The sequence below is a fragment of the Sporosalibacterium faouarense genome (genome assembly GCF_016765695.1).
Classification (GTDB): domain Bacteria; phylum Bacillota; class Clostridia; order Tissierellales; family VENL01; genus Sporosalibacterium; species Sporosalibacterium faouarense.
Genome location: NZ_JAETGO010000093.1, coordinates 11,632 through 28,567, shown reverse-complemented (window position 1 = coordinate 28,567; position 16,936 = coordinate 11,632). Strand labels below are relative to the sequence as shown.

Below are 16,936 nucleotides of genomic sequence, written 5' to 3'. Positions count from 1 at the left end.
TCTTAATTAAGTATACCACCACATTAAAAAGCTATGAATAGAAAGTCTATTCATAGCTTTTTAAATGAAAGAATTCACTTTATGTTTAAAAAATATTTAAAAAAGCATATTAAAATTTTGCACAAAAAGTATAACTGATTTATAAATATGCAATTTTCTAAATAATTGATTCCTTTATATATAATGATTTTCAAATAAAATATTTAAAATACGGGTTTTTAACCACATTTAGAATTATTTTTAAAAAAATATAAGAATTATAATTGTGAAAGGGAATAGCCTTAATTCAGTAATTTTGGTTAAATTATGATATAATAATTTTATTACACATATATAAATTAGGGGGTGATTGTATGCAAATGGACTTTTTGATGTATCTTCAAAAAATCAGTAATCCAGTCTTAGATAATATTTTTATATTTCTAACTAATTTAGGAAGTGAAACATTTTATATCTTAGTTATTACTTTCATTTATTGGTGTGTTAATAAACATTTAGGGATAAGATTATTTGTAGTTACAATGGCTACAGCTCTTTCAAATTCATTTCTTAAAGATCTGTTTCATACTCAAAGACCAATCTTTGAAGAAAACATTAAATCAATATACGTTGAATCTGCTCCGGGATACTCGTTCCCCAGTGGGCATACACAAATCAGCACATCTTTTTGGTGCTATTTAATGACAAAAATAAAGGAAAAAACAATCTATGTAATTGGATCTATTATAATTATTTTAGTGGCTTTTTCAAGACTTTATTTAAGAGTTCATTGGCCCATTGACGTCATAGGAGGATTGTTTTTTGGAATAATCATAGCATTACTTTCACATCATATAATCAATAAGATAAGTAGTTTTAAGTTTAATTATACATTTGCAGTAATATTGTCAATAATAATACCTAGTTTTCTATTATTAATCTATCCAACAGAAACAAATGTTAAGATGTTAGCTTTGACGACAGGAGGTTTTATTGGTTATTTTAGTGATAAAAAATTGCTTAACTTCAGTGTTAGTAATTCTTTATTTAAGCAGATTATTAAGTACTCTATAGGGATAATAGTTTTATTAGGTATAAAAACTGTACTTAAAAGTATTTTGCCAAGTAGTGTGATTTTTCAATACATAAGATATTTGATAATGGGTATATGGATAACATTCTTATCACCATTGTTGTTTATAAAGCTGAAAATAGCAAATAGTCATAATTAAAGGAAGTTGGTATAAATGAATAAGGACAAGAGAATTAATTGTCTCAAATGCAAACATTTTTATGTTACATGGGATACAAATAACCCAAGAGGATGTAGATATTTTGGGTTTAAGACTAGATATATACCATCTTTAGCAGTTTATAAAAGCTCTGGAAAGAGATGCAAAGCTTTTAAATTAAAGAAATAGTGTTTGAATCTATCAAAACATAATGAAGGAGGAACATTTATGGAGAATATCTTAAAAGGTGAGCCAGTTGCAGATAAGATAAAGGAAAATATGAAGCTATTAATTGATAAATTGAATAAGAAAAATATAGTACCTACATTAGGAATTATACGTATGGGAAACAGAGCTGATGATATAGCCTATGAAAAAGGCATAGTTAAAAATTGTGAATCTGTTGGAATAAAAGTTAAGGTCTATGAGATAGATAGGGACGCATCTATGGATAAGATGAGAAAATTAATGCTTCAAGTTAATAAAGACAAAAATATCCATGGAATATTAGTATTTAGACCTTTACCTGAGCAAATAGATGTAGAAGAGATTAGAAACCTTATTAACCCAGCTAAAGATATAGATTGTATGAATCCAATTAATTTAGAAAAGGTGTTTGAAGGTAATCTAGATGGCTTTGTTCCATGCACTCCAATGGCTGTCATGGAAATACTTAAGTATTATAAATATGAGTTAAGAGGAAGTGATGTAGCAGTTATAAATGCAAGCTTGGTTGTGGGAAGACCTCTAAGTATGATGTTACTTGGAGAAAAGGCAACACCTACAATTTGTCATTCAAAAACTAAGAATCTAAAAGAAATTACATCTAAATCAGATATAGTCGTTACTGCAGTAGGCAGAGCCAAAATGTTTGGAGAAGATTATTTCAGCACTAAATCAGTAGTAATAGATGTTGGAATCAGTGACGATGGAAATGGTGGTATATGTGGAGATTCAAATTACGACGAAGTAAAGGATAAGGTGAAAGGGATAACACCAGTTCCAGGAGGAGTAGGAAGTGTAACCACTGCTATATTACTAAGTCATGTTGTAAAGGCATGTGAAGCTTATAATAAATAAGAAGTTAAAGAAATAATAAATTAGGGAATTTTATATTGAAATTTTAACTATAGTATTTAGTTACCTCATTATTAGTTTTAATGGAAGATTTTATTGATTCTCAATATAAAAAAGGTTCTTAGTTAGAATAAGAACCTTTTTTTATATTAAAGTAAATGGTATAATTTGTTTAAAGTAAAAACTATGAGTAATAAATGGAGAAGGGGGAAGAATTTGTGTATATTGGAGTGGACTTAGGGGGAACAAGTATAAACATTGGAGTGGTAGATGAAAAGGGAAAAATAAAGTTTACGAATTCAATAGCAACTGAAAAAGGAGAAAAGCCTACAGATTTAGTTATGGACATAATTAAATTAATTGATAGAACAATAAAAGATTTGGGAAATTGCAAAGAAAATATAAAAGCTATTGGGATTGGAGTTCCTGGAATAGTTAATCAAGAAACAGGAATGGTTATTAACTGTGTGAATTTAGGATGGCAGGACATACCTTTAGTAGATATGGTTGAGAATGAATTAGGAATTCCTACTTTTGTAGATAATGATGCAACTCTTGCTGGCTTGGCAGAATATGAAGTGGGAGTTACGAAAAATTCATCAAGTGCTGTGTTTATAACTATAGGTACAGGTATTGGTGGTGGAATTATTATTGATGGGAAGCTTCAAGTTGGATTTAATGGAGTAGGGTCAGAGATAGGTCATATGCTTGTAGGTGAAAATTACTATGATTGCAACTGTGGACGTAATGGTTGTTTAGAAACCTTTGCTTCAGCTACTGCATTAGTTAATTATACGAAGAAATTGATAAATGAAAATGAATTAAAAACTTCTATAATTGATGCATGTGGTGGCAATATAGATAAAATAAATGGAAAAATAATTTTTCAAGAAGCTACTAAGGGAGATAAATTAGCTAATATGGCTTTAGACAGGATAGTTAAATATTTAGGGATTGGAATAATGAACATAATAGCTATTTTAGATCCAGAAGTTATAGCATTAGGGGGAGGAATTTCTAATGCTGGTGATTTCTTGCTCCAAAAGGTAAAAGAGTCAGTAGACAGTTTAAAATATTTTGAAGGAATGCCTGTTAGTAAGATTACTATAGCTAAACTGGGAAGTGAAGCAGGTATTATTGGTGCGGCAATGCTAGGTAAGTATAAGCTAATGAAATAGGAGTAAAGCTTATAAAAAAACATATTTGAATCACATATATCTATGCAAGACAAAATCTAGTTGCTATAAAGTAACTAGATTTTGTCTTGCACAAGATACCTTAAAATTTATTAGAGTTGTTATATATTGTTTTTCATACTAACTATAATATTATCCTTGTCGATAATATACTCCTTATCATAAATGTAAATATGTAAAGATCTTCCAATTTTCAAATCCAATGAAATTCTCTTGTCATCTACAACTACATTTATCAAATTCCCTCTAAATAAGATATTAAAAGAATATCTTTTCCAAGGCTTAGGAAGTCTAGGGCTAAAGCTAATCGTATCTTTTTTAATTCTAAAACCTCCAAATCCGTGAACGATTGACATCCATGTTCCTGCCATGCTTGTTATATGAAGGCCGTCTTCTGTATCATTATTACAATTATCAAGATCAAGTCTAGAGGTCCTTAAATATAAATCATAAGCCTTTTCTATATAACCTATTCCACTTGCGATAATAGAGTGAATACAAGGAGAAAGGGAAGATTCATGAACAGTTTTTGGTTCATAAAAATCGAAGTTTCTTTGTTTTGTTTCTGAATCAAATCTATTATTTAACAGATATAAACCTTGTAGGACATCGGCCTATTTAATAAAGCATGATCTGAGTATTCTGTCCAGGACCAATTTTGATTAAATGGTAAGTCACCCTCGGAAAGATCACTAATTGATTGTTGCTCTTTATCCATATATCCATCTTGTTGTTCAAAAACGTTTAGGGATTCTAATTTGGGAAAATACATTTTATCAACTATATCCCACCATTTATCAGTTTCAGCTTTTCTTAGTTTCAATTTTGCTGATATATCATTAAAGGTATTCAAGTGATTATTTTTAAGATAACTAATTACCTCAAGGGTATATTCAAGATTCCAAGCTGCCACAATATTTGTGTACCAGTTATTGTTTACATTATTTTCATACTCATTTGGACCTGTGACTCCAAGTATTCTATATTTATTAGAAATACATTCACTTTGAAATTATTTGATTCTTATTTCATAAAAATTTGCAGGATTTTTATTTCGTAAGTCTAATTATAAATAGTACAAGGGGGAATTTAAATGGAGTATAGAATTAAAACTGATAATTGTGTGTATAGTATGAGTGCTAAGAATAAACCAGCTCTTACTGTTCCTATGGGCAGTACAGTAATTTTTCATACATTTGATTGCTTTCAAAATCAGATTAAGAATGATAAGCAAGAAATTGAAAATATCAGCTGGGATAATATAAATCCTGCAACGGGTCCATTATTTATCGAAGAGGCTAAAGAAGGGGATATATTAAAAGTTGAGATTGTTAATATTAGCATAGCTGATCAAGGTGTTATGGCAGCTATACCGCAAGCGGGACTCTTAGGGGATAAAGTTAAAAAGTCTGAAATAAAAATTTTGCCTATTATTGAGAATAAAGCTATTTTCAATGATAATATCCAAATACCAGTTAATCCCATGATAGGAGTTATAGGTGTAGCTCCAAAAAGTGGAGAAATACCTTGTGGTGAGCCTGATTCCCATGGTGGCAACATGGATAATGCTAAGATTGTGGCCGGCACAACTTTATATTTCCCAGTCAATATTGAAGGCGCCTTGCTTTCTATGGGAGATTTACATGCATGTATGGGGGATGGGGAAATAATGGTTACTGGTGTAGAAATATCAGGATCAGTGAAGGTAAGAGTGGATGTTATTAAGGAAAGAAGTATAGATAACCCAGCTATGGAGGATAAAGAATTTATATATACAATTGCATCAGATGAAGATTTGCTTACTGCTGTGAAAACAGCGACTCAAGAGATGCATAAAATTGTTATGAACAAGTTAGAAATGTCCTACAATGAAGCAGGAATGCTATTGAGTGCAGTGGGAGATATAGAAATATGTCAAGTAGTAGACCCAAAATTGACAGTAAGATATAAGATGCCAAAGTCAATTGTAAGTGAAGTGGTTTAGAATAGATACTAATAAAGACTCCTAGAAGAGGAGTCTTTTATAATGTATTTGTTATATAGAAAAAGCCGTGACTAAATATCTTATGTTAGATATTCAGTCACTTTATTAATAGCCTTTGTTTAGATTTACAACGTTAATTAGATCTTCTCCATTGATATATCTCTTCATATTTTCATATATCATATTATATCTCCTAGTATTTCTCATTTCTGAAACCCAAGAGTTATGGGGAGTTACTATAACATTTTTCATATCCCATAGGGGGTTATCTTTACTAAGAGGCTCTTCCTCAAAAACATCTAAAGCAGCACCACTAATTTTTCCATTTTCTAGATTTTTAATCATGGATTTTTCATCTATAATACTACCTCTAGATACGTTGATTAAGTAAGAATTCTTCTTCATATGTGAAAAAGCATTATCATTAAACATATGATGAGTATTCTCAGTATAAGGAATAGTTAGTATAACCACATCGCTTAATGCTAGAAGCTTATGAAAATCATCTCGTTTAAAACATTTATCAAAATACTCAGTATCACTTCCAGAGGTATTTAAACCGAAAATATTAGCTCCAAAGCCTTGAAATCTTTTGGCAGCTTCCTTAGCTATGCTTCCTGTTCCAATAAAACCAATAGTTTTTCCATAAATCTCAAGAATAGAAGTATCCATTTTCCATTTCTTATTTCTTTGTCTATCATACATATCTCTACTGTTCTTTAGCATTTCTAAAGATTTCATAACTATCCATTCACCCATGGGAATGCTATATCCACCCCTATTATTAGTTAAAACTATACCAGACTTTTGAAGATATTCCTTTGGAGTTTGGTCTATACCAATACTAGATAACTGTATCCATTTCAGTCCTTTCATTTTAGTAATATCTAAAGTATTAAATGGATTATAGCAAACTAGAATTTCAATATCATTAAGATTTGAATTATATTTTACACTTTTTTCATGCTGGTATGTTATTTCATAACCTAAGTTTCTAATCTTATCCATCTTTTCATTACCATAATCATATGTAAATAAAGCCTTCATAAATTACCTCCTTACACCAAATTTTTTATCAAATTTTATTTGACTTATTAATAATATCCTATAGATATTATACCAAACTATACCGTATATGAAACAAAAATGACCGTTCTGTCAATATAACTTATGGTTCTACCATAAATTACAAAAGAAAACATTTTTCATTGAAGGATAAGCTAAAGCACTTGAAGAATAAGAGAAAAGAACGTTTATGATAAAATAGGGGGGATACTAGTGCAATTACATTTCAATGTAAAAGATGAAAATTTGATAGTAAGATTTACTGGTGAGTTAGATCACCATACTGCTCAAGAAATTAGAAATAAAATTGATAATAAGTATAAGAATGATATGCTAAAAAATATTATTCTAGACCTAAAAGGAATCAATTTTATGGATAGTTCTGGAATTGGATTGATTATGGGGAGGTATAAAACTACAAGAGCAAATGATGGTAGTCTAGTGCTTATCAATGTTAATTCAAGAATGGAAAAGATTTTGACTATGTCAGGAATACTAAAAATTGTTAAGGTCTATAGAAATGAAGACGAAGCATTGCATAATATTTAAAAGGAGTGATAATAATTATGTTAGATAATAGTATGAAGTTGGAGTTTCCGAGTAAATCTCAAAATGAATCTTTTGCAAGGGTTGTAGTTGCATCCTTTGCTGCCCAGCTTGATCCAACCATAGAAGAGTTAGCAGATGTAAAAACTGCTGTTTCAGAAGCTGTTACAAACTCAATTATCCATGGATATGAAAATTCTTTAGGTATAGTTTACATAGAATGTGAAATAAAAAATAATAAATTGGAAATAATCATAGAAGATAAGGGAAAGGGAATTGAAAATGTGAATGAAGCTATGGAACCTCTATATACTTCAAAACCAGAACTAGAGAGATCAGGTATGGGTTTTACAGTTATGGAGACTTTCATGGATCATTTAGAAGTTTATTCTGAAGAAGGTAGGGGAACTAAGATCAAGATGGTGAAAGAATTCAAAAGTGTTTCCATTAAGGAGTAGATTGTATGAGGTCAAATTCTGCTAAAAACGTATCACATGATTTATTGAGTCATGAGGAAACAATGAGATTGATTCAATTGGCTCAAACTGGCGATGAAGAGGCACAGTCTGTCATTGTAAATCATAATCTTGGGCTTGTCAGAAGTGTATTGAAGAGGTTTACTAATAGGGGTTACGACTCGGAAGACTTATTTCAATTAGGTTGTATTGGACTGCTTAAAGCAATTCAAAAATTTGATACAAGCTATGAGGTTAGATTCTCTACATATGCAGTACCAATGATAATTGGCGAGATAAAACGTTTCCTAAGGGATGATGGAATTATTAAAGTAAGCCGATCACTAAAACAAACGGCAAATAAAGCTAAAATGGCAAAGGAAAGATTAACAAAGAAATTTGGAAGAGAACCATCAATCGAAGAAATATCTGAAGAAATTAAAGTATCAAAGGAAGATATAATCATGGCTCTGGATTCAAATCATCATCCTGATTACTTATATGATGTAATACATCAAAATGATGGTTCACCGATTCATTTAATTGATAAGGTTGCCAATGATGAAAGTGAAGATTTAGAAATTCTAGACAAGATAACCTTAAAACAAATTATAAGTCAGTTAAAACCAAGAGACAGGCAAATAATCATTTTAAGATATTTTAAAGATAAGACTCAAACTGAAATAGCAAATATGATGGGAATTTCTCAAGTTCAGGTTTCTAGGATTGAAAAGAGAGTTTTGGGTAATATGAAAAAAATACTTACGAAGGCATGAAATAGTTGCCTTCTTTTTTTTTGCATCAAAAAACCTTATTAGTAAATAATAATTATGAAACGGAGTTGATTCTATGATGAAAACAATGAAGCGATTTTTTATTTTTACCATAGTTTTTTTTACTGTAGTTTCTGTAGGATGGGTAATATATTCAAGTGTTAAATCTAACAAAGAGGTACCTAAAAGAGCTACCTTGGTTATGAACACTATAGGAATTGAACAAGAAAGGGGGAAACATCATAGATAAAAAAGATATATACATTCAATTAGAGCCAAAAATTCAAGCGAAACCAAGTCAAATTATAAAACTTAGAGATATAGCTGCTGTATATTGCAATGATTCCAGCTTAAAAGAAAAGATTCGTGATATCGAAGTATATGAAACATCTTCTAGTACAAAAAATGATGTACTTTCTGTACTTCATATTATCAAGAAAATCCAAGAAAATGAGAATGACTTAGCTATAAAGATATTTGGAAAGCCTGAAATATTAATTGATATAAGGGGTGAAAAACATACAAATATATTATTTCAATACTTAAAAATTTTTATTGTATGTATAACATTATTCTTAGGAGCAGGATTGGCCATTATTAATTTCCATCAGGATGTGAATATGGAGGATTCACTAAGAACAGTTTATGAGATTGTTACAGGTGAAGAAAATAAAAGACCATTAATACTTCAAATACCATACTCACTGGGTATAGGTATAGGAATGGTTACTTTCTTTAATCACGTTGTTAAAAAGAAATGGAAGAAAGAACCTAGTCCACTTGATGTTGAGATGTATATGTATGATAAGAATATTGATGAGTATGTAATCGATAATACAAAACAAAATAAGAAATTTAATTCTAGTTAAGAGGGTGATTATTTGCTAAGATATTTGTTTTTAGTAATATTTGGTCTTTCTGGAGGAGCATTAGTTGGAACAGCTTCAGCAGCGTTCATTACATTACTAGATATCATCCCAAGACTTGCACAAGTTACTAATTCCCAACATCTAATTAGATTATATGAAAGAGTAATAGTGACATCAGGTGTTATAATAACATTCTTTCATCTATTAGGGATAAGTATTAACTTGAATAAATATCTCATAATACCAATTGGATTTATAATGGGTGCATTTGTAGGTTTATTGGCTTCTGCATTAGCAGAGGTTATAAATGTAATTCCAGTGTTGGTTAGAACTCTTAAGATTAGAAGCTATGTATATTATGCCTTGTTAGCAATTTCGTTGGGTAAGATGATTGGGTCCCTAATAGATTGGCTAGTCTTAGCGAATTATAATTAATTATATTGAATAATGAAAGGAGTAACTAGATTGAAAAATATAAACCAAAAGGACTATGAGAAGTATGTAAACTCGAAAGCTCCTAAGCCCACATTACTTAAAAATTGCATATGGGCCTTCATTGTTGGAGGTTTAATTTGTGTTTTTGGACAGTTTATTACTAATTTTGTAATGGACTATGGATTGGATAAAAAAGAAGCCGCAACTGCAACACCTATTACACTAATTTTTTTGAGTGCATTGCTAACAGGTTTAGGTTTGTATGACAAAATAGGAAAGAAAGCTGGGGCTGGTTCAATAGTACCTATAACTGGTTTTGCCAATGCTATAGTTGCACCTGCAATGGAATTTAAAAGAGAGGGATTTGTACTTGGGGTAGCTGCAAAGATGTTTATTGTAGCCGGACCAGTACTTGTATATGGAATTGGAAGTTCTGTTATAGTAGGTATAATATATCTACTTCTTAAAGCATAAGGAGGTAAGGATTTGGCACAAAAAAAATTAGGAAGTCAAACAGTTTCATTTCAAAACCCTCCATCCATACTATCTACAGCGAGTATAGTTGGTCCCAAAGAAGGAGAAGGACCACTTAAAGATTACTTTGATTTAATAATTCAAGATGATAGTTGGGGAGAGGACTCATGGGAGAAATGCGAATCTAAGCTTCAAATAGAAGCAGTAAGAATGGCAATAAGTAGCGCAAAAATAGTTGAGTCGCAAATAGATTATTTACTTGCAGGTGACTTACTAAATCAAATAATCGCATCATCTTTTTCAGCTAGACAATTGCAAATGCCTTTTTTAGGATTATATGGTGCTTGTTCAACTATGACTGAGTCTTTAAGCATAGGCTCTATGTTAATAGATGGTGGATATGCAGATAAAATAGTTTGTGCTACATCTAGTCATTTTAGTACTGCTGAAAGACAATATAGATTTCCTCTAGAACATGGTAATCAGAGACCATTAACTTCCCAGTGGACAGTTACAGGTGCTGGAGCATCAGTACTATCGTCTTCGGGGGGGCCACCATATATAACCCATGTTACTACTGGTAAAGTTATAGATCCTGGAATTAAAGATGCAAATAATATGGGAGCAGCAATGGCTCCTGCTGCTTCAGACGTTATTGTACAACATTTTAAGGATACTGGCTTTAAGCCTACAGATTATGATTTGATTATTACGGGTGATTTAGCATCTTTAGGTAAGGAAATAGCTGAAGATTTAATAGCTCAGGAAGGTTATAATGTTTCTAGCGTCTACTCTGACTGTGGCATTGAAATTTTCGATAATGAAAAGCAAGATACTCATGCAGGAGGAAGTGGATGTGGCTGCTCAGCAGTAGTATTTAATGGATATATTTTCAAACAATTAAAGCAAAAGAAGCTTAATAAAGTTCTTTTAATTTCAACAGGTGCATTACTATCTCCTACAAGTACTCAGCAGGGTGAATCAATACCTGGAATAGCCCATGCAGTTACCATTAGCAATAAACTAGATTAGGAGGGTATTTATGGATTATTTAAAAGCTTTTGTAGTAGGAGGAATAATCTGTGTGATAGGTCAGATATTAATGGATAAAACTAAGCTAACTCCTGCCCATGTCTTAGTATTATTTGTAACTTCAGGAGTAATTCTTACAGCCATTGGAATCTATGAACCTATAGTTAATTTTGGAGGAGCAGGGGCAACAGTGCCTTTACCTGGATTTGGTTATTCTTTAGGAAAGGGAGTTATTGAAGCAGTTAAAGAGGAAGGACTACTTGGAGCATTTACTGGAGGAATAAAAGCTACAGCTGGAGGAGTGGCAGCAGCCACCTTTTTTGGATATATAATGGCAGTAATTTTTGACCCAAAAACAAAATAAGGATGGTTTAATTTTATGAAGAGAAAGGTTATTTTAGTTACAGATGGAGATACAGTTGCAAGAAAAGCTGTAGAAAAGGCAGCTAAAAATATCGAGGGAAGATGTATATCGAAGTCAGCAGGTAATCCCACGCCTATAGAAGGAAGCAAAATAGCTGGATTAATTGAGACCGCAAAATATGATCCAGTAGTGATTATGTTAGACGATGTAGGAAACCCAGGAACTGGGGAAGGAGAATTGGCTCTAGATACTCTATTGTCTAGCCCAAATTTGGAAGTGCTAGGAATTGTAGCAGTAGCATCTAATACTGAAGGAGTAGAAGGAATTAAAGTAAATTTTTCAATAGATCGCAATGGAAATGTAGTCAATAAAGCAGTTGATAAGGACGGAAATGTAACTGAAGATGAGATTCTTTATGGAGATACTGTTGATATAATTAATCAATATTCAATACCGTTAATTGTTGGAATTGGGGATATCGGAAAGATGAAAGGGAAGGACGATTGTAAGAAAGGCTCACCTATCTTGACTAAAGCTTTACAAGAAATATTAAACAGGAGTGAGTTATGGGATGAAAAAGAAGGATAGTTTTGATAAAAGAGTTGATGATTTAGCAGAAAGAATAGGCGTAGGAACTAGTTTTGACGTGGTAAGAAGAGATATTGAAATAGGAGATAAGAAATCAACCTTTTTTTATATTGATGGATTTATTAAAGATGATATAATGCTTTGGGTAATGTCTATATTACAGAGTACAGATAGAGAAGAAATAGTTCCTAATACAGTAACGAAGTTGGTAGAGACTAAGATACCATATGTAGAATGTGATACAGTAGAAGAAATAGAAAAAGTTGAGTTTTTTATATTATCTGGCTCTGCGGCATTATTTATTGAAGGAATAGATACGATAATAATCATTGATGCAAGAACATACCCTGCAAGATCTCCTGGAGAGCCAGATTTAGAGAAGGTTACTCGAGGTTCTAGAGATGGTTTTGTTGAAACCATTGTATTTAATACGGCACTTATTAGAAGAAGGGTAAGAGACCCAGGCTTGAGGTTTGAATTGACAAATGTAGGGAAAAGATCCCAAAGCGATGTTGCAATTGCATATATTAAGGATATAACAAATACTGACCTAATTAATAGTATGAGAGAGAAAATTAAAAAGGTAGAAAAAGATGCACTGACTATGGGGGTCAAAAGTCTTGAGGAGTTTATATTAGGTAATAACTGGAATCCATTCCCACAAGCTAAGTTTACTGAAAGACCTGACGTGGCTGCTGCCCATCTCTTTGAGGGGCACATTTTAGTAATGGTTGATACTACACCTAGTGTTATGATTTTACCAGCAACAATGTTTCACTTTACTCAACATGCTGAAGATTATTACCAGAATCCAGCTATTGGAACATACATGAGATGGATAAGGTTTTTCGCTATCTTTGTTTCATATATACTTCCGCCACTTTGGTTATTATTTGCAACTAATACTCATTTACTACCTAAATGGCTTGAGTTTATTGGTCCAAAAGAAACGGGACAGATACCTCTGGTGATTCAATTTCTAATATTAGAAGTAGGAATTGATATCTTAAGGATGGCATCTATTCACACGCCCTCTGCCTTAACAACTTCATTAGGTATTATAGGAGGTTTACTACTAAGTGAATTTGCTATAAAGGTTGGATGGTTTATATCAGAAACGGTTCTATATACAGGTATTATGGGACTAGGAATGTTTGCCACACCAAGTCTTGAATTTGCCTTAGCTATAAGAATTTATAGAATGATTTTACTGATATTAACAGGATTATTTGGTCCATATGGATTTATAGCAGGAATACTACTGCTAATAATTACTTTACTTAGAACAAAATCATTTGGAGGTATTAATTACTTATGGCCATTGATACCATTTAATAAAAAGGCTCTTATGACAATTTTAATGAGAAAGCCAATACCTGAGGTAAGGCTAAGACCAGACATACTTAGGGTTAAGGACTTAGATTCATCTCCACCAGATGAGAATACAGAAAAATAAAAGCTCATATGCTAGATAATGTTATCTAGCATATGAGCTTTATTCGTTTAAAGGTTCAATAATACAGTTAATTATTGTCGGTGGAATCTCCATTGCTATTATTGTTATTACCATTTTGAGATTCATCATTACTATCTATAATGTTAACACCATCTTCTTGATTCTGCTGGTTATTATTATCTTCTGTATTATTAGAATTATTTTCATTATCGTTACCATTATTGTTATCATTGTTATCCTGGTCTTCATCGTCCTTATCATCACCGAAGATCCAATCCCAGATACTACCTGGGTCTTCTTTTTCTTCTTCAGTATGATCTGGACAATACTCTATAGGAGCATTAAACTGGTAATCTTTAGGACGTAAGAATATCTTACCTCTTGAATTTCTGTTCTCTGCTTTTTTCAAATCATTTTCAATAAATTTCATAAGCTCAGGATCCCAAGGATCATAAGGTAAAGTTCTTTGAATCAATACTCTCTTTTCTACAAGCTCTGGAGGGCAGAACTCAGTTGCTAACTTACCAGTACTTGTGTCAATATCTACTTCAACATGTAAATCACAGTATTCAGTAGGTTCTGTTCCTTTTATAAAGATTTCAGTTTTAACTCTACTTCCTCTAGGATCTTGGTAACAAAGATCAGTTGCTAATTTACCAGATTCTATACATATTTTTTTAGTAACAAATCCTTCTGGCATTTCAAAGGATTTTGGCTCATAGCCTCTATGGGCTTCAGCCATGATATTTGACCAAAGAGTAGTAGCCATTGAACTTCCTTCAGGCAATGTTAAATAATTTGAGTCATTACCTATCCAAACACTCGTAGTATAATATGGTGAATATCCAACAAACCAAGCATCTACTTTGTTCTGAGTTGTACCAGTCTTACCTGCAACAGGTATTTGTTTATTTGTTCTAGTACCGAATAAAGCTTCATCTATCATAGCACTACCAGCCAATCCATCTGATACAGTTGATTCAAGAATGTCAGACATTAAATATGCTACTTGTGGACTTACAACTCTGTGTTTCACAGGTTTATTTTCATATATTGGATTTCCTTCACTATCTACAATTTTAGTAAAAGCAATTGGCTCAGTGTAAATACCTTGATTAGAAATTGTACTATATGCTGCTGTCATTTCTAAAGGGGTAAAACCTCTAGTTAATCCCCCTAAGGCTAAAGAAGCTAATTGTTCATCATTTGCAACCCTATTTTCATCTCTTGTAACTAAACTATCACCTAGTCCCATTTTATTTAAATATGACATCGAAGTGCCAATTCCTATATCTTCTAATACCTTTACAGCATTTACGTTTACAGATTGTTCAACAGATTCCCTTAAGGTAGTAAGGCCTCTATATGCGTAAGTATAGGATCTATAGCCTTCATACCAGTTTTTCGGCCATCTATTACCAGATGCATCATAGTGAATAATATCATCTATTATAGAAGCAGCAGTATAATTTCCACTGTCTAAAGCAGGTAAATAAACTCCTAGAGGTTTTATAGCAGATCCAGGCTGTCTATGAGCGTCTATTGCTCTATTATAAACTCGACGACCTTCAACATCTCTACCACCCATCAGTGCTTTTATTTTGCCTGTATATTGATCCATAATTACTACCGCCGATTGTGGCTGTAAAACACTTTTAAAATAATCAGCAAAATATTTTGAGCTAATTAATAGATTACCATTTTCATCTACTCTATAAAAATCCTCATGATCCTTTAAAAACTGAGCCTTAATAGTTATATCACCTTTAACGCCATTGTCTTTAGTATAATCTTCAGGCTTTAGGGTCAATGACCCTAACTCAGTTGTTACGAGGTTTTTATTTGCATTTATACTATAATAATCTACTACATCAACTGTGCCAGAATATATATTTAGCTTATTGTTATTAATAAATAAAGTGCCATCTTCATTAACCTTGTAACTTCCATTATCAATAATTAAGCTACCATCTGAACTAAGAAGAGAAGCCTTTTTATAGTAAACAATTCTTCCATTTTCATCAACTATATTACCATTTCTAAAAGAATCAGGATCAACAAGTCGTGGTTCACTGTTATTATCATATTTACTAAGAACTTGATCAAAGTTATTGAAAACTCCTTCAACCCTTGACTGTAAATCAGCATCTATAGTGGAGTATATCTCTAATCCACCATATAATAACAAGTCACTTGCTCTTTCTCTTGAATAACCTAATTCATTTACTAAAGTATCTAGAACTTCTTCTCTAACATAATCTCCAAAGTATGAAGAAATATTTTTCTGTTCCTTCTTAGTGGGCTTTAGAACATCTTTAATATTAACATTTTTTGCGTCTTCATATTCTTCATCAGTTATATAGTTTAGTTCTCTCATTTTAGCAAGAACTGTATTTTTACGATTTAAAAGCTCTTCAGTATCATTATAAACCATTACATAGTTTTGACCATCAATTACAATGTCGCCAAGAACAGTATCGTCATTCTCGTCTACATTCTCAGGTCTTACAGTCCAAAATAGAGGATATCTTGATGGGTTCTTAGTGATACCTGCTATCATAGCTGCTTCGGCGATGGATAATTCACTTACATCCTTTGAAAAATAAGTTTTTGAAGCAGCTTGAATTCCATATGCACCTTGACCAAGACTAATTCTATTTAAATACGCTTCTAAAATTTGGTCTTTAGTAAGCTCTCTTTCGATCTGTATAGATAGATAGGCTTCCTTAATCTTTCTTGCCACGTCATTCATTAGATTTTGCCTATCTACCTCATCTAATAAGTAAACATTTTTAACGAGCTGTTGCGTAATTGTACTAGCACCTTGAACTGGTGCTCCTGCTTTTATATCAGCATATAATGCTCCTGCGATTCTCTTAATATCTACTCCTTTATGTGTTTCAAACCTTTCATCTTCTATGGCTACAAAAGCATCTTGTACATGTTTAGGTATTTTATCTAAAGAAACTATTTGTCTAAACTCTTCAGTGTGTATTCTTTCGATAAGGTTACCATTTTCATCAAGTATTACTGAACTTTCATTTAAGTTTGTTATAATGCTAGAAGAATCAATGTCAGGGGCATCTTTAGCAATAGCGATTACCAACCCTGCAACTGAACCCGCAGTGATAAACCCTACCATTAAAATTGTAATTAAAACAAACTTAAAAATTCTAACTCCTATTCTTTTATTTTTTTTATCAGATTTCTTACTACGTCGTGGTGTTTCATTATTATTATTTTTTGCCATTATTATACCTCCTTATCCTAGGTGAAAGGATATAAAATATAGGATTAATAAGATATCAGAACTATTATACCATATAAACAAAAAAAACGTAAAACAAATATGTTTAAAAAAATGCAAATTGTAAATAATTAACATTAGGATTATTGTCAATTTATAAATAA

20 protein-coding genes and 1 pseudogene are annotated in these 16,936 nt (G+C 31.8%); 16 read left to right on the top strand and 5 right to left on the bottom strand.

Going from position 1 to position 16,936, the window contains the following annotated elements; genetic code table 11:
- The first annotated feature begins 353 nt into the window (after positions 1-353).
- The 4 genes from JMO20_RS18050 (at position 354) to JMO20_RS18035 (ending at position 3,466) form a co-directional block, all read left to right on the top strand.
- Positions 354-1,211: a phosphatase PAP2 family protein gene (locus JMO20_RS18050; RefSeq protein WP_202711116.1), complete on the top strand. Its 858-nt coding sequence runs from the start codon at positions 354-356 to the stop codon at positions 1,209-1,211.
- Positions 1,212-1,226: 15 nt separating this feature from the next.
- Positions 1,227-1,400 carry a uracil-DNA glycosylase gene (locus tag JMO20_RS18045; RefSeq protein ID WP_202711115.1) on the top strand — a complete coding sequence of 58 codons (174 nt, stop codon included), beginning with the start codon at positions 1,227-1,229 and terminating at the stop codon, positions 1,398-1,400.
- 39 nt (positions 1,401-1,439) lie between these two features.
- Positions 1,440-2,291, top strand: coding sequence for a bifunctional 5,10-methylenetetrahydrofolate dehydrogenase/5,10-methenyltetrahydrofolate cyclohydrolase (locus tag JMO20_RS18040; RefSeq protein WP_202711114.1), 852 nt, complete (start codon positions 1,440-1,442; stop codon positions 2,289-2,291).
- A 215-nt stretch (positions 2,292-2,506) separates the two neighbouring features.
- Positions 2,507-3,466, top strand: coding sequence for an ROK family glucokinase (locus tag JMO20_RS18035; protein WP_202711113.1), 960 nt, complete (start codon positions 2,507-2,509; stop codon positions 3,464-3,466).
- Between the two features lie 119 nt (positions 3,467-3,585).
- On the opposite strand, the gene JMO20_RS20700 is transcribed toward JMO20_RS18035, so the two are convergent.
- From JMO20_RS20700 to JMO20_RS20515, 3 genes and pseudogenes are all read right to left on the bottom strand, one after another.
- Positions 3,586-3,855, bottom strand: a complete 270-nt coding sequence (locus JMO20_RS20700) for a glycosyl hydrolase family 65 domain-containing protein (protein WP_341534059.1) — start codon at positions 3,853-3,855, stop codon at positions 3,586-3,588.
- 42 nt (positions 3,856-3,897) lie between these two features.
- Positions 3,898-4,074, bottom strand: a pseudogene (locus JMO20_RS20695) (hypothetical protein); the annotation flags it as partial.
- Positions 4,068-4,463, bottom strand: a complete 396-nt coding sequence (locus JMO20_RS20515; protein ID WP_341534062.1) for a hypothetical protein — start codon at positions 4,461-4,463, stop codon at positions 4,068-4,070. The gene JMO20_RS20515 and the pseudogene JMO20_RS20695, both read right to left, overlap by 7 nt.
- A 114-nt stretch (positions 4,464-4,577) precedes the next feature.
- Between JMO20_RS20515 and JMO20_RS18025 the strand changes: the two genes are divergently transcribed.
- The gene (locus JMO20_RS18025) at positions 4,578-5,468 is read left to right on the top strand and encodes an acetamidase/formamidase family protein (RefSeq protein ID WP_202711112.1); all 891 of its coding nucleotides are present in this window, start codon (positions 4,578-4,580) and stop codon (positions 5,466-5,468) included.
- Between the two features lie 105 nt (positions 5,469-5,573).
- On the opposite strand, the gene JMO20_RS18020 is transcribed toward JMO20_RS18025, so the two are convergent.
- On the bottom strand, positions 5,574-6,515 hold the full coding sequence (locus tag JMO20_RS18020; RefSeq protein WP_202711111.1) for a phosphoglycerate dehydrogenase: 942 nt from the start codon (positions 6,513-6,515) through the stop codon (positions 5,574-5,576).
- A 231-nt stretch (positions 6,516-6,746) separates the two neighbouring features.
- Between JMO20_RS18020 and spoIIAA the strand changes: the two genes are divergently transcribed.
- From spoIIAA to JMO20_RS17965, 11 genes are all read left to right on the top strand, one after another.
- Complete coding sequence (gene spoIIAA / locus JMO20_RS18015; RefSeq protein ID WP_202711110.1) at positions 6,747-7,082, top strand: anti-sigma F factor antagonist; 336 nt, start codon at positions 6,747-6,749, stop codon at positions 7,080-7,082.
- Between the two features lie 17 nt (positions 7,083-7,099).
- Positions 7,100-7,537: an anti-sigma F factor gene (gene spoIIAB / locus JMO20_RS18010; RefSeq protein ID WP_202711109.1), complete on the top strand. Its 438-nt coding sequence runs from the start codon at positions 7,100-7,102 to the stop codon at positions 7,535-7,537.
- A 5-nt stretch (positions 7,538-7,542) separates the two neighbouring features.
- Entirely contained in the window at positions 7,543-8,310 is a 768-nt protein-coding gene (sigF, locus tag JMO20_RS18005; protein WP_202711108.1) for an RNA polymerase sporulation sigma factor SigF, read from the top strand.
- 73 nt (positions 8,311-8,383) lie between these two features.
- Positions 8,384-8,557: a hypothetical protein gene (locus tag JMO20_RS18000; RefSeq protein ID WP_202711107.1), complete on the top strand. Its 174-nt coding sequence runs from the start codon at positions 8,384-8,386 to the stop codon at positions 8,555-8,557.
- Positions 8,526-9,176, top strand: coding sequence for a stage V sporulation protein AA (locus JMO20_RS17995; protein ID WP_202711106.1), 651 nt, complete (start codon positions 8,526-8,528; stop codon positions 9,174-9,176). Before JMO20_RS18000 ends, JMO20_RS17995 begins: the two co-directional genes overlap by 32 nt.
- A gap of 12 nt (positions 9,177-9,188) precedes the next feature.
- Positions 9,189-9,611 carry a stage V sporulation protein AB gene (locus JMO20_RS17990; RefSeq protein ID WP_202711105.1) on the top strand — a complete coding sequence of 141 codons (423 nt, stop codon included), beginning with the start codon at positions 9,189-9,191 and terminating at the stop codon, positions 9,609-9,611.
- Positions 9,612-9,641: 30 nt separating this feature from the next.
- Entirely contained in the window at positions 9,642-10,085 is a 444-nt protein-coding gene (gene spoVAC, locus JMO20_RS17985) for a stage V sporulation protein AC (RefSeq protein WP_279380179.1), read from the top strand.
- A 12-nt stretch (positions 10,086-10,097) separates the two neighbouring features.
- Positions 10,098-11,117, top strand: a complete 1,020-nt coding sequence (gene spoVAD / locus JMO20_RS17980; RefSeq protein WP_202711103.1) for a stage V sporulation protein AD — start codon at positions 10,098-10,100, stop codon at positions 11,115-11,117.
- Between the two features lie 10 nt (positions 11,118-11,127).
- Positions 11,128-11,481, top strand: coding sequence for a stage V sporulation protein AE (gene spoVAE, locus JMO20_RS17975; protein WP_202711102.1), 354 nt, complete (start codon positions 11,128-11,130; stop codon positions 11,479-11,481).
- Positions 11,482-11,496: 15 nt separating this feature from the next.
- On the top strand, positions 11,497-12,069 hold the full coding sequence (spoVAEA, locus tag JMO20_RS17970) for a stage V sporulation protein SpoVABEA (RefSeq protein WP_202711101.1): 573 nt from the start codon (positions 11,497-11,499) through the stop codon (positions 12,067-12,069).
- Positions 12,053-13,525 (top strand): spore germination protein, encoded by a 1,473-nt coding sequence (locus JMO20_RS17965; RefSeq protein WP_202711100.1) that lies wholly within the window; start codon positions 12,053-12,055, stop codon positions 13,523-13,525. Before spoVAEA ends, JMO20_RS17965 begins: the two co-directional genes overlap by 17 nt.
- A 67-nt stretch (positions 13,526-13,592) precedes the next feature.
- Here the strand turns inward: JMO20_RS17965 and JMO20_RS17960 are convergent, their stop codons facing one another.
- Positions 13,593-16,775 (bottom strand): penicillin-binding protein 1A, encoded by a 3,183-nt coding sequence (locus JMO20_RS17960; protein ID WP_202711099.1) that lies wholly within the window; start codon positions 16,773-16,775, stop codon positions 13,593-13,595.
- Between the last annotated feature and the right edge of the window lie 161 nt (positions 16,776-16,936).